This window comes from Hymenobacter glacieicola (assembly GCF_014640315.1).
Taxonomy (GTDB): Bacteria; Bacteroidota; Bacteroidia; order Cytophagales; family Hymenobacteraceae; genus Hymenobacter; species Hymenobacter glacieicola.
This window is the reverse complement of record NZ_BMGS01000005.1, coordinates 429,100-442,004: the sequence shown is the minus strand read 5'-3', so window position 1 is coordinate 442,004 and position 12,905 is coordinate 429,100. Positions and strand designations below refer to the sequence as shown.

Genomic DNA, 12,905 nt, shown 5'->3' with positions numbered 1-12,905 from the left:
TGAATCTTACCGTAACTCCGTAGGTTTGCCTACCCGCGCGTCGGCTTCGGCGTAAACGGCTCTGCTTATGAGAAAATCCTACCTTCTACCGCTGGCGTTAACCGGCCTATTCACGGCTCCGGCCGCCGCCCAAGACACGCCCACCCGCCCCACCGACGGGCAAGGCAACTGGGTAACCTACGATGCCCCACCCAAACCCGCCCGGCCGTATAAATCAGCCGCTTGGAACCTGGGCACGCCGGGCCTGACCAAGACGACGATGGGCACTACCTACGTGCCCCTGGATGCGGATATTTATCGGCTTATTGATCGGTATGCCATCAAATACGGCTCCGATTCCCTGGCTGACCCGCACACCTCGGTGCGGCCCTACACGCGGGCGGCCGTGGCCCGGCTGGCCGAACGTATTCTGCGCGACTCCACCGCCGGCCTGTCGCGCCAGGACCGCTTTAATGTGCGCTACCTGCTGCGCGACAACTGGCACGATGCCCAACAGGACTCGGCCGTGAACCTGCGGGAGCAACCCGTTCTGAAGCACTTCTACGAGCGGCGCTCCGACCTCTACAGCCTGGAAACGCCCGATTTCTCCTTGCGGGTAAACCCCGTGCTGGGTTTGAGCCTGGGCAACAGCGACGGCAGCAAAAGCTACAGTTTCCTGAACACGCGCGGGGTGCAGGTAGAAGGCACCATTGACCAACGCCTGGGTTTCTACACCTTCCTGGCCGACAACCAGATGGCCGTGCCGCTCTACGTGCAGCAGCGCATTGAGCGCGACCAAGCCGTACCGCACGAAGGGTTCTGGAAGCCGTTCAAGAACACGCCGGGCCAATACGATTTCCTTTCCGCCCGCGGCTACCTGACTTACGCCGCCGGCAAACACGTCAGTCTGCAGCTAGGCCACGACCGAAACCAGATTGGCAACGGCTACCGCAGCCTGATTCTGTCGGATTACGCCTCGCCCTACCTGTTTCTGAAGGCAAACACGCGCATCTGGAAATTCCACTACCAGAACCTGTTCGCGCAGATGACGGCCGATGCGCCCAACCTCGATACGGATTACCAGCGCAAGTACCTGGCCTTCCACCACTTGAGTTTCGACATCAAGCCTAACCTGAACGTGGGCCTGTTCGAAAGCGTGGTGTACAGCGGGTATCAGACAGTCATTGACTATCTGGACCACGATAATAATACGAATACGCCTTCGATAGCTCAACCCCGACAGCGCCGCCGAGGTCTGGAACTGCAGTACCTGAACCCCATCATCTTCTACCGGGCGGTGGAGCAGGGTACGGGTTCTGAGGACAACGCTATTTTGGGTCTGGATTTCAAATGGAATATCAAGCGGCAAGTGCAACTCTACGGGCAGTTGGTGCTGGATGAATTCGTGCTTAGCCAGATCCGGAGCGGTAACGGCTGGTGGGCCAACAAACAGGCCTTCCAACTCGGCGGCAAGTACGTGGACGTGGCCGGCATCCGGAACCTCGATATCCAGGGCGAATTCAACTACATCCGCCCCTACATGTACCAGCACGAGGACAAATTCCGCAACTACCAGCACAACGCCCAGTCCCTGGCCCACCCCATGGGCGCCAACCTGTGGGAGCTGGTGGGCATTGTAAGCTACCAGCCTTTGCCCCGCCTGAACGTGGTAGCGAAGGGCTTTTACGTGAAGCAAGGGCTTGATCCGGTGGGTCAGAACTTCGGCTCCAACGTGTTGTTGCCTTACACCAACCGCCCACTCGATGCCAACGGCAACCTGCGGGAGTACGGCTTTGTGGTTGGCAGCGGCCCCACCTCCTACCTCTTCCACGGCGACTTTACCGCCACCTACCAAGCGGCCCACAACCTCTGGCTCGACGGTAAGCTGATTGTGCGTCACCGAACCCTCGACCAGCCCGTGCCCTTCTTTACCGCCGGCACCGACGCCCTAGCCACCGTGGCCCTGCGCTGGAACATTGCCCAGCGCCTGCACGAGTTTTGAGGAGGTGATGAAGTGATGGGGTAAATGGTGACAGGTGAAAAGTGAAGGGTGACAGGTGAGAGTGGTGCTGGGGTGAGGAAGGCTATAGAATGTCATGCAGAGGCGAAGCCGAAGCATCTCGCGTGCTGAGGTTAGCAGGCAATTGGTGTATGGGAGCGTAGCCCAGCGTGGGATTACTTTGGCAACATCAGCACGCGAGATTCCTCGCTGCCCTCGGAATGACGGTCTACTCTTTCCCCACCAGCATCACCTCCTCTCACCTGTCACCCTTCACTTTTCACCTGTCACTTTTCACCTCATCACCCCATCACCCCATCACCCCATCACCCCATCACCCAGCAAAAGCCATGCGCCATGAATCTGCCACCATGCTGCTTTACCGGCCAGTTAATCAGCAGGAGTTGGATTTAATTGCCGCCTCGGGGTGGCTGGAGTTTCCGCCGCGCCTGCCGGAGCAGCCCATCTTCTACCCCGTGCTAAATGAGCAGTACGCCGCCCAGATTGCCCGGGACTGGAACGTGCCTTACTACGGCGTGGGCTACGTGTTGCGCTTTGCCGTGGACGCCGACTATGCCGCCTCATTTCCGGTACAGAACGTGGGCGGCCGGGAACATGAGGAGCTGTGGGTGCCGGCCGAGGAGCTAGCCGAATTCAACCAGCATATCGTCGGCCAGATTGAGGTAGTCGGCATGTTCAAGGCCTGAAAGCCGTTAGATTTGACGTCAGTTTTTCCTCAAAGCCTCTTGCCAGCCTGGCAGGAGGCTTTCTTGCTTGTTAACGATGCCTCTCCCCCTGGCTATGCTCCCTTAACATGCGGCCGTGCTGGTAGCGCGCCGGATGCCCTACCTTTGCAGTCCCGATGAAAACCTACCTCCGCATTCTGCAGTACGCCCGCCCCTGGGCCGTCTTCCTGCCGCAATATCTGCTGTACACCGTGCTGACCATTATTTTCAGCATTGCCAACTTCACCCTCATCATTCCGCTGCTGAAGGTGCTGTTCGACAAAACCGGCAGCGTGGAAGTGCAGGCGCCCGACCATATTCCGGCGTTCCGGCCAACCATTCAGTGGGTCACGGACACGTTTAACTACTTTTTTGCCGATGTGCTGGCTGATCGGGGGAAGCTAGGGGCGCTGGCTTTTGTGTGCTTGGTGGTGGTAGGCTCGGTGCTGCTAAGCAATGTGTTTCGCTACCTGAGTTTGCGGCTGCTGGCCAAAGTACGCGCCCGCGTCATCCGCAACCTGCGCCGCGACTTGTACCACCGCATTATTGGCCTGCAGCTGGGCTTTTTCAGCGGGGAGCGGAAGGGCGACCTGATGTCGCGCTTTACCTCCGACGTGCAGGAGGTAGAAACGTCCGTGGTGAACACCATGACGGCCGTTATTAAGGAGCCGCTGACCATTATTGCCTACTTCGCGGTGCTGTTTCATATATCCTTGCCGCTCACGCTGTTTACCCTGATTCTGCTACCCATTTCGGGGGGCATCATTGCTACCGTGGCCAAGCGCCTACGCACCCAGGCCAAGCAAAGCCAGAGTACGCTCGGTACCATGCTTTCCGTAATTGACGAAACGCTGGGCGGCATTCGGGTTATCAAGGCCTTCAATGCCCAGGAATACATCAAAGGCAAGTTTGAGGACCAAAATGACCAGTATGCCCGTACCTCGCGCGCTATTGACAACACCCGCGACTTAGCCTCGCCGTTTTCGGAGTTTGCCGGCGTTTCGGTGGTAGCAGGCCTGCTGTACTTTGGAGGAACCCTAATTTTGGGCGGCCAGTCGGAACTGAACGGCGAGACGTTTATTGGCTACGTGATTCTGTTTTCGCAGGTACTCACGCCGGCTAAGGCCCTATCGTCGTCGTTTGGCAACATTCAGCGCGGGCTGGTGGCCGGCGAGCGGGTACTTAGCATTATTGATACCGAGCCGGTAATCCGGGACAAGCCTAATGCCCAAGTGCTACCCCCCTTCCAGGCCCAAATTGAGTTGCGCAACCTGCAATTCAGCTACGGCGACACGCCCGTACTCCAGGACATTAACCTGACCATCCAGAAAGGTAAAACCGTGGCCCTGGTCGGGCCCAGCGGGGGCGGTAAAAGCACCCTGGCCGACCTGCTCCCCCGTTTCTACGACCCTACTGGTGGCCAGCTCCTCATTGATGGCCACGATGTGCGTGACTGCACCATTCACTCCGTGCGCGACCAAATGGGTATCGTGACCCAGGAAAGCATTCTGTTCAACGACACCATTTTCAACAATATTCGCTTCAATACTCAGGCTACCGAGCAGGAAGTAATGGAAGCCGCTCGCATTGCCAACGCCCACGACTTCATTATGGCCTCGCCGGAGGGCTACCAAACGGTCATTGGCGACCGGGGCAGCCGCCTGTCGGGTGGGCAGCGCCAGCGCCTGAGCATTGCCCGCGCCATTCTGCGCAATCCGCCCATCCTGATTCTGGACGAGGCTACCTCGGCCCTCGACACGGAAAGCGAGAAGCTGGTGCAGGAAGCCCTGACGCGCCTGATGCAGAACCGGACCTCCCTGGTTATTGCCCACCGCCTGAGCACGGTACAGCACGCCGATGAAATTGTGGTGCTCCAGCACGGCCGCATTGTGGAGCGCGGCACCCACGAGCAGCTGCAGCAGCGCGAAGGCGGCCTCTACCAGCGCCTAAGCCTGATGCAGACAACCAATGCCGCCCTGGTGTAAGCCCAGGAGCAACTGAGCCTTCCCGCGGAACGTCAGCCATCAACTAAGTGGCGCGCCAGAACCGAAACGGACGAAAACGGCGGCAAACGGAGCCATGACCGGTTTCCCATTGCGAAAAACCTATATTTAGTCCGCGAATTTGGCTGTCCCGTATGAGGGCTAGTTATGTACTTCACCACAACCTGCTACAACTCATGCTTGCTCTCAAACGTCTGGTTACGATTCTGGTAATGGTGTTCCTGCTGCTGGCGCTGCTCGTGCTCCTGCTACCTTCCGTACGCGCCAGCTTTGTGGGCATGGCTGGCACTTCGGAGGCGCTGTACTTCGGGTTGCTTATTGCCGCGGTGGTGCTGCTGGGGTTGCAGTTGATTACGGAAAACCTCGATAGCACCCTGCTGCGCCGGGAAGTAGCCGTCCGCGAAGCCAAAATCAACGAGCTGAAGGCCCGGCTCTACGACCATCAGATGGAGCAGCGCACTTCCGCCGACCGCCCGCTGGGCGCCCCGCGCACCGGCACCACTACCCTCCCCGACGGCTACATCGCACCGGCATCGTCGGGCGTGCCTCCTTCGGATGCCGCCAACCAGCCCCTGGTTTAACTTTTACCGCGTATCGTGTCTTCTCTTTCTGATCTTATTCGGGCCGAGCTAACGGAAGCCCAGTCGGTTCTCGAACGTTTTCTGCAAGACCCGGCCAGTTTGCCGGCCATTGAACAAGCGGCCCGCCTAATGGCCGATTCCCTGAACCAGGGCGGCAAAATCCTGACCTGCGGCAACGGTGGCTCCCTCTGCGACGCCCAGCATTTCGCCGAGGAGCTAACCGGCCGCTACCGCCAGAACCGCCGCGCCCTGGCCGCCATTGCCCTTACGGAAGCCTCTCATATGAGCTGCGTGGCCAATGATTTCGGCTACGACCACGTATTCAGCCGCTTCGTGGAGGCACTGGGCCGCCCCGGCGACGTGCTGCTGGCCATTAGTACCAGCGGCAACTCCCCGAACGTGCTCCTTGCCGCCCAGGCCGCCCGCGCCGCCGGCATGCAGGTAGTAAGCCTGACGGGCAAGGACGGCGGCTTGCTGGCGGCTATCAGCGACGTAGAAATCCGGGCCCCGCACAGCGGCTACGCCGACCGGATTCAGGAAATCCACATCAAGGCCATCCACATTATGATTATGCTCATTGAGCAACTCGTGAAGTAGCAAGTCTGGCCACAAGCCACTACTGCCTGCGTATGCAGTTGAAGTAGCAAACGGCCGAATCCAGGTAGAGCAACGTAGCACTGTGCGTCTCTCTACCTGGATTCGGCCGTTTGCTACCTACCGCTATGTTCTTCTGTCTGCTTTATTGACTCTGCTGCTGAGTGCGAGTTGCTGAAAAACGCGGCGCAGTCAGGCCCCTGCTACAATTATTCTATCTTCGCTATTCCCATTCTCTTACCAATGTATTCCCGGAGTTATGCTTACCAAAACCTTCGGCTCGGCCGTGCAAGGGGTTAACGCTTATACTATTACCATTGAAGTAGTTGTATCGCAGGGCACGGGCTTTTTTGTGGTGGGCCTGCCCGATAACGCCATCAAGGAAAGCCAGCAGCGGGTAGAAGCAGCCCTGAAGTTTCGGGGCTACCGGATGCCGCGCACGAAGGTGGTCGTGAACATGGCCCCCGCCGATATTCGCAAAGAAGGATCATCGTATGACTTGCCCATTGCCCTGGGCATTCTGCACGCCTCCCAGCAGCTTACCACCGAGCGACTAAGCGAGTACATTATCATGGGCGAGTTGGCGCTGGATGGGGAGCTGCGGCCGGTGCGAGGGGTGCTGCCCATTGCCATCCAGGCTCGCAAGGAAGGTTTCAAGGGCTTTATCCTACCCCGCGGCAACGCACAGGAAGCCGCCATCGTCAATAACCTGGATATCATTCCGGTGGATACCATGCAGGAAGCCGTTGATTTTCTGGAGGGCCGGCAAGCTATTACGCCCGTAGTAATTGATACCCGGGACGTGTTCCAGCAACTAGCCAACCAGTACACCGCCGACTTTGCCGATGTGCAGGGTCAGGAAAACATCAAGCGGGCCCTGGAAATTGCAGCGGCCGGCGGCCACAACGTTATTATGATTGGTCCGCCCGGCGCGGGCAAAACCATGCTCGCCAAGCGCCTGCCCAGCATTTTGCCCGCCCTCAACATGCAGGAGGCCCTGGAGAGCACCAAAATTCACTCGGTGGCCGGCAAGCTGGGGGCTGATGCTTCCCTACTCAATACGCGGCCGTTCCGCTCCCCCCACCACACCATCTCCGACGTAGCCTTAGTTGGCGGCGGAGGCAACCCCCAGCCCGGGGAAATTTCCTTGGCCCACAACGGGGTATTGTTTCTGGATGAGCTGCCGGAATTTAAGCGCACAGTGCTGGAGGTAATGCGCCAGCCCCTCGAAGAGCGCCGCGTGACTATATCCAGGGCCAAGGTCAGCATTGATTTTCCGGCCAATTTTATGCTTATCGCCAGCATGAACCCCTGCCCCTGTGGCTACTACAACCACCCCGAAAAAGAGTGTGTGTGCGGCCCCGGCGTAGTGCAGCGCTACCTCAACAAAGTCAGCGGCCCGCTGCTGGACCGTATTGATTTGCACGTGGAAGTTACGCCCGTGACCTTTGACCAGATGACGGAAACGCGCCGCTCCGAGGACAGCCGCTCGATTCAGGAGCGGGTGGAGCAGGCCCGGCAGCGGCAGGCCGCGCGCTTCCGGGAGTTTGCCGAGATTCATTCCAATGCCATGATGCCTTCCCAAATGGTTAAGGATATCTGCCGCATCGACCAAGCCGGCCTAACCCTCCTCAAGACGGCCATGGAGCGCCTTGGTCTCTCGGCCCGGGCCTACGACCGGATTCTGAAGGTAGCCCGCACCATTGCCGATTTGGCCGGTACCGAAGAAATTCAGATTCAGCACCTAGCCGAAGCCATCCAGTACCGCAGCCTCGACCGGGAAGGCTGGGCGGGATAGAAGTGAGTTGGTGATTGAGTAATTGAGTTGTACTACCTCGCAAGGACGACTGAATCATTAACTCACTGACTCACGAAATCACCACCTCATTAACTCACTCCATCACCGAATCACCATCTTTGCAGGGCCATGTACAAAGCGCTGCTCAAACCGCTCTTTTTCCGCCTTGATGCGGAAGAGGCCCATCATCTGGTTTTCAACAACCTGAAACGCCTGTACCGCTTGCCGGGGGGCCAAGCCCTGTTGCGCAGCCTTTACGATTACCAGCACCCCAGCCTGGAGCGGGAGGTGTTTGGGCTGCCGTTTCGGAATCCGGTGGGCCTAGCGGCGGGGTTCGATAAAAATGCAGAGCTGACGGATGAGCTGGCGGCCCTGGGGTTCGGGTTCGTGGAAATAGGAACGGTTACGCCCCGGCCGCAACCGGGCAACCCGCAGCCGCGCCTGTTCCGGCTACCCCAGGATGAGGCCCTGATCAACCGCATGGGCTTTAATAACTACGGGACTGAAGCTGCCGCCGCCCGCCTGCGCCAGCGCCGCGCCTCCGGGCTAATCATCGGGGGCAACATTGGCAAGAACAAGGACACGCCCAATGAGCTAGCCGCCCAGGACTACGTGGCTTGCGTGGAAGCTTTGCACGAGGTAGTCGACTATTTCGTGGTCAATGTTTCCTCGCCTAACACGCCCAACCTGCGCCAGTTACAGGAGCGGGAGCCGCTTATTGCCCTGCTGCAACAAGTGCAGGAACGCAACCAGGCCTTACCGCGGCCCCGGCCCCTGCTGCTAAAAATTGCCCCAGACCTAACTGATTCTCAGCTCGATGACATTTTGCTGATTGCCCGCGAAACCGAGCTCAGCGGCCTGGTGGCTACCAACACTACCATCAGCCGCACCGGCCTAATAACGCCCGAGGCTCAGGTGACGGCTACCGGAGCGGGCGGCCTCAGCGGCCGCCCGCTCCGGCGGCGCGCCACGGAAGTTATCCGGTACCTGAGCAGCCGCAGCCGCGGCCAACTGCCTATTATTGGCGTGGGCGGCATTCATTCGGCGCAGGACGTACGGGAGAAGTTGGACGCCGGCGCCGCCCTCGTGCAGCTGTATTCCGGGTTTATTTACGAAGGGCCCGGGCTGGTTAAGCAAATCAATCAGGCCCTTACTACGGCCTGATTCCCGGAGCTTATTTGCTAGTTCTAGTCAGCAGGCTTATGCTCGGCTGTTCTGCTTGGGGCTGCTGGCGGGTAATATGGCTTTGTATAACTTCGAGCTCAACGCCAGCCGTTGTTTACAGCTTTACGCCTAGGCGCCACTCAATAACGTCGGCCGCACCGCGGTGTACTTTCAGGTCTATGTTGCCAAAGATTCGCTCCGTGAAATGGTATTTTAGCCCGAGCCGCTCGTAGTAAAAACTATTGGATTTGTAGGGATTATAGAGGTAGAAACCGAGGTGAGACACAAAGGCCAGCCGGCCAAACAACAGCTCGTGGCCTACGTAGGCACCCGCCTTTTTCACGTCGGGTAGCTGCTCGTTGGTGCGGGCCGTATCGCGCAGCTGGGCTTGCAGGCTCCGGTCGTAAAACCCTTCCAGGCCCGCTATGAGGTTGCTTTTGCGGTTCACGCGCCGGCCCACTGCCAGCGTCACGGAGTTCACCAGGTAGTGCCGTGGGTCGGTTTCATTGCGCTGCTTCCAGCCCAAAGAGGTACTCAGGTTCAGAAAATTACGCCCCAGGTCGGTGGGCGCCGGGGCCGGGGGCGTTGCCAGGGGGCGCAAGGGCCGCTGCTGATGATAATTGAGGCCCAGCAGCACGGTAGGCAGGTTAATGCCGAAATTGGGTTTGGTGGTAGCACCGTTGGAATAATGGTTCAGGCCTATTCCCAGCAACAAGCCCAACTGTTCGCTCAGGGCCACATCATACTCAATCCGGGTTTGAATCGTGGCATTCAGCCGGGAGCTGATAATGACGTTCTTGTGGTTGACAGCTTGGTCGAACCGCACGGGAAAGTAGCCTACCCCCGTTCCGATGCGGAAGCTCACTTCCTGGCGCTGAGTCCGCCAAAAGCTCTTGTTGATGTAGACGCTGGCCGCGTATGACTGCCCGAGCACGGGGTTATGGTAGTCGTAGTACACCAGGGCCAGGCCAACTTTGGGGTAGCGGTACCAGGCGTGCCAGGGCGCCGCGCCGTTCGTTTGGCGCTGCAGATTCACCTCCACCCCTGTCGGGTGCGATACGGCCAAGTGCTTAACTGCCGGCGTGTGGGCAACGATAAAACTTCCCTGCGCGTAGGCGCCCACTACCAGCGGAGGCCGGTTGCGGGTGAGGAGCTCCGGGGTTGTTTGGGCCTGGACATTTGCTAGGCTAGCTCTTGCTAGCAACCCTGCCAGTAGCACCCCAAATCGAATCATCATAACGCGGAAGGCCAACTGCTCAAAAGTAGTAAAACCTGTTGGAAGCCCTGAACCGCGGCCCCACGCCCGGCTTCTATGCTATGCCACCAAATGGTGTTGTAACAGATTGCTGGTGTTGCACTTCCTCATGAGGAGCTGTATTATCACTAGGATAATTCTCAAGTAATTCTGTACTCATCCGCAACTAACTGAGCCTTTTTTGCGCTATGAGGCCTGAAACCACGAGGAACGTGGCTGTGCTGGTCAGTGAAGTGGTCTTTGTAGGTACTTTCCCCATCCCCTATCCCATGAAAAAATTTGCAGCTCTTACGGTGGCCTTGGCCGCAGCTGGTTCAGTAGCTCACGCCCAGGATGCCGGCGGCTTCCGCATTGGTGTGAAAGCCGGGGCCACATATTCCAACATTTCTGGCGACAATGTTGGGCAGATTACTGGCCCTAACTACAGCACCGACTTGGCCGACTACAAGCTCGGCTACAACGCCGGGGTATCGTTAACGATTCCGCTGAGCAGCGACGGCTTCTTCTCCTTCTCGCCGGAGCTGCTCTACAACCGTAAGGGCTACGAAATCCAGACGGAACAAAATTCAGGTTTCGCCGCCGGCTCCAACATCTCTAAAATCGAGGTAGAGCAGAAGCGTGTGCTGCATTACGTAGACGTACCGCTGCTGGCAAAAATCAACGCTGGCGGCCTGTTCTTCGAGCTAGGCCCGCAGGTGAGCTACCTGTTTGGCTCGAAAAACAAGCAGCAGACGACGACCAAATACACGAACGGCCAAAAGGATAAGGTGGATGCCAATAGCGGCTTCCAGGACTACACCGGCATCAGCCGCGACGAGGCCTACAAATCCGACCTGTCGCAGTTCGACATCAGTGGCGTAGCCGGCCTGGGCTACATGACCGATGGCGGCCTGAGCCTAGGCCTGCGTTATGCCCGCGGCTTCAACTCCCTGATCGACACTAAAGACCAGGACAACGAGCCTAAAGCATTCAACAACGCCTTCACCTTGCAAGTGGGCTACCTGATTCCGACCAAGTAAGCAACTGACTTGCAACTTGTAATAATGGCTACTCCTGCTGTGGGGTAGCCATTTTTTTGTGGTGTGCAACCGGGTGCTGGCTTCGACTAAGGGTATTTTACCGGCAGTTGTGCGGGCTAGGTCACTACTGCAAACGAAGTCAGCCAACGTGATAAGATCAGCAGCTGAAGCAAAGAGTTTACGAGTCTGACTATCAAACATTTTTAAAAGATAGGCTCGGAACCAGGAACTTTCTCCGTGAGAAACGCACACGCTGGCACACTTTTCGACGTTAGCCCGACAATTCCACTTCTTCAACCCGTGGAATTGCCACTCAACCCTATTTGCACCATGAAAAAGACCGTCTTATTTGCCGCTACCCTGTTGGGAGTAGCCGCTGTTTCGTCCTCTTATGCGCAAGGTGTCCGTCTGGGCTTGCGCGCTGGCACTAACTATTCCAACCTGGCCGGCAACGTTCAGAACGAGAATACCTACAACAACAAATTTGGCTTCCTGGGCGGCGTCATGCTGAACGCGGACGTTACCGGCGACGGCTTCTTCTCCATTCAGCCGGAAATTCTGTATTCGCAGAAGGGTTTCGAAAACAAGCCGACTGAGTACACCAGCACGATTCTGGGGGTAGGCTACACGGAGAAGCGTGAGGGCAAAGTCAACTACAACTACCTTGACGTTCCGGTGCTGCTCAAGGTAAACGCCGGGGGGCTGATTCTGGAAGCGGGCCCGCAGTACTCCTACCTGCTTAGCGCTAACGATGAAACGAAAGTAACCCGCACGCGCCAGCCCAACGGCACACCCACGGTGACGGAAGCGGAAAACAAAAAAGACGTAAGCGGCTTCAAGCGCAGCGAGCTGGGCTACGTGGCCGGGGTTGGCTACCAGGCCGATAATGGCCTGAGCCTGAACCTGCGCTACACCGGTGCCTTCAGCGACTTTGTGAAGAGCGACAACGGCAGCTACTTCAACGGCGACCTGGCCAACGCCCGCCACTCCGCGTTCCAGCTCTCGCTCGGCTACCTGATTCCGAGTAAATAAACTATTCAGCACGTTTGCCCAAGCCCCGCTGAGCCTTCGTAGGGCTCGGCGGGGCTTGTTTGCTGGCTCAGGTTACTTTTATACCTCTTACATCTCTTTCCTATGAAAAAGGTTTTCTTTTCCCTCGTGTTGGTGGCTGGCGTTAGTGGTCTGGCGCAGGCGCAGTCGGTGCAGATCGGTATCAAGGCCGGCGCCAATTTGGCCACCATTTCGGGCGACGATGCTGACCAGAACAACAAAAACAGAGTTGGTCCTATTGGTGGAGTAGCTTTTCAATTCGGATTGGCGCCGAAAAACTTTATTGCCCTCCAGCCCGAAATTTTGTACTCAGTGAAAGGAACCCGCACGGAGAACGGCGCTGTCGAGTCCAAACTTACCCTGCACTACCTTGATATTCCCGTGCTGCTGCGCATCAATGCCGATGGGCCTTTCTTCGAGTTGGGTCCGCAGGTGGGGGTGTTGGTAGCCGCAAAAAATGAGCTACGCAGCGGCAGTTCCTCTATTTCCGGCACCGACAAAGAGCCCTACAACACCGTTGATTTGGGCGGCGTGGCCGGGGTTGGCTACCAGTTCAGCAGCGGCCCGAGCATTGGCATCCGGTATAATCAAGGATTTACTCCCATCTATAAGGATATTGCGGGCAACAAGGTCAAAGCATACAATTCTGTATTTCAGTTTCAGCTAGGCTACCTGTTAGGCCGTTAGCAGCAAGTTGTAAGCAGTGTTAAAGCAAGAGAGGCTCGTTTCCAACGCGGA

At 57.8% G+C, this 12,905-nt stretch carries 11 protein-coding genes; 10 read left to right on the top strand and 1 reads right to left on the bottom strand.

The window, feature by feature from the left end:
• The first annotated feature begins 67 nt into the window (after nucleotides 1-67).
• From IEW18_RS11910 to IEW18_RS11880, 7 genes are all read left to right on the top strand, one after another.
• Nucleotides 68-1,981, top strand: a complete 1,914-nt coding sequence (locus IEW18_RS11910; protein WP_188558071.1) for a hypothetical protein — start codon at nucleotides 68-70, stop codon at nucleotides 1,979-1,981.
• Nucleotides 1,982-2,328: 347 nt separating this feature from the next.
• Nucleotides 2,329-2,685: a hypothetical protein gene (locus tag IEW18_RS11905; protein ID WP_188558070.1), complete on the top strand. Its 357-nt coding sequence runs from the start codon at nucleotides 2,329-2,331 to the stop codon at nucleotides 2,683-2,685.
• A gap of 155 nt (nucleotides 2,686-2,840) precedes the next feature.
• On the top strand, nucleotides 2,841-4,688 hold the full coding sequence (locus IEW18_RS11900) for an ABC transporter ATP-binding protein (protein ID WP_188558069.1): 1,848 nt from the start codon (nucleotides 2,841-2,843) through the stop codon (nucleotides 4,686-4,688).
• Nucleotides 4,689-4,882: 194 nt separating this feature from the next.
• Complete coding sequence (locus IEW18_RS11895; RefSeq protein ID WP_188558068.1) at nucleotides 4,883-5,287, top strand: hypothetical protein; 405 nt, start codon at nucleotides 4,883-4,885, stop codon at nucleotides 5,285-5,287.
• A gap of 15 nt (nucleotides 5,288-5,302) precedes the next feature.
• Nucleotides 5,303-5,884, top strand: a complete 582-nt coding sequence (gene lpcA, locus IEW18_RS11890; protein ID WP_188558067.1) for a D-sedoheptulose 7-phosphate isomerase — start codon at nucleotides 5,303-5,305, stop codon at nucleotides 5,882-5,884.
• 256 nt (nucleotides 5,885-6,140) lie between these two features.
• Nucleotides 6,141-7,679, top strand: a complete 1,539-nt coding sequence (locus IEW18_RS11885; protein WP_188558066.1) for a YifB family Mg chelatase-like AAA ATPase — start codon at nucleotides 6,141-6,143, stop codon at nucleotides 7,677-7,679.
• Nucleotides 7,680-7,808: 129 nt separating this feature from the next.
• Entirely contained in the window at nucleotides 7,809-8,843 is a 1,035-nt protein-coding gene (locus IEW18_RS11880) for a quinone-dependent dihydroorotate dehydrogenase (RefSeq protein ID WP_188558065.1), read from the top strand.
• 115 nt (nucleotides 8,844-8,958) lie between these two features.
• Here IEW18_RS11880 and IEW18_RS11875 read toward each other — a convergent pair whose 3' ends face one another.
• Nucleotides 8,959-10,080: an acyloxyacyl hydrolase gene (locus tag IEW18_RS11875; RefSeq protein ID WP_188558064.1), complete on the bottom strand. Its 1,122-nt coding sequence runs from the start codon at nucleotides 10,078-10,080 to the stop codon at nucleotides 8,959-8,961.
• 287 nt (nucleotides 10,081-10,367) lie between these two features.
• Between IEW18_RS11875 and IEW18_RS11870 the strand changes: the two genes are divergently transcribed.
• The 3 genes from IEW18_RS11870 to IEW18_RS11860 all read left to right on the top strand — a co-directional run bounded on the left by IEW18_RS11870 (nucleotide 10,368) and on the right by IEW18_RS11860 (nucleotide 12,854).
• The gene (locus IEW18_RS11870) at nucleotides 10,368-11,117 is read left to right on the top strand and encodes a porin family protein (protein WP_188558063.1); all 750 of its coding nucleotides are present in this window, start codon (nucleotides 10,368-10,370) and stop codon (nucleotides 11,115-11,117) included.
• A gap of 330 nt (nucleotides 11,118-11,447) precedes the next feature.
• Nucleotides 11,448-12,149 carry a porin family protein gene (locus IEW18_RS11865; protein WP_188558062.1) on the top strand — a complete coding sequence of 234 codons (702 nt, stop codon included), beginning with the start codon at nucleotides 11,448-11,450 and terminating at the stop codon, nucleotides 12,147-12,149.
• Between the two features lie 102 nt (nucleotides 12,150-12,251).
• A complete protein-coding gene (locus IEW18_RS11860) occupies nucleotides 12,252-12,854 on the top strand; it encodes a porin family protein (RefSeq protein WP_188558061.1) in 603 nt (200 codons plus the stop codon).
• The last annotated feature ends 51 nt before the right edge of the window (nucleotides 12,855-12,905 follow it).

Coding starts and splice junctions, on each gene's coding strand:
- IEW18_RS11910 (WP_188558071.1), top strand. CDS start 68: ATGAGAAAATCCTACCTTCTACCGCTGGCGTTAACCGGCCTATTCACG.
- IEW18_RS11905 (WP_188558070.1), top strand. CDS start 2,329: ATGCGCCATGAATCTGCCACCATGCTGCTTTACCGGCCAGTTAATCAG.
- IEW18_RS11900 (WP_188558069.1), top strand. CDS start 2,841: ATGAAAACCTACCTCCGCATTCTGCAGTACGCCCGCCCCTGGGCCGTC.
- IEW18_RS11895 (WP_188558068.1), top strand. CDS start 4,883: ATGCTTGCTCTCAAACGTCTGGTTACGATTCTGGTAATGGTGTTCCTG.
- IEW18_RS11885 (WP_188558066.1), top strand. CDS start 6,141: ATGCTTACCAAAACCTTCGGCTCGGCCGTGCAAGGGGTTAACGCTTAT.
- IEW18_RS11880 (WP_188558065.1), top strand. CDS start 7,809: ATGTACAAAGCGCTGCTCAAACCGCTCTTTTTCCGCCTTGATGCGGAA.
- IEW18_RS11875 (WP_188558064.1), bottom strand. CDS start 10,080: ATGATGATTCGATTTGGGGTGCTACTGGCAGGGTTGCTAGCAAGAGCT.
- IEW18_RS11870 (WP_188558063.1), top strand. CDS start 10,368: ATGAAAAAATTTGCAGCTCTTACGGTGGCCTTGGCCGCAGCTGGTTCA.
- IEW18_RS11865 (WP_188558062.1), top strand. CDS start 11,448: ATGAAAAAGACCGTCTTATTTGCCGCTACCCTGTTGGGAGTAGCCGCT.
- IEW18_RS11860 (WP_188558061.1), top strand. CDS start 12,252: ATGAAAAAGGTTTTCTTTTCCCTCGTGTTGGTGGCTGGCGTTAGTGGT.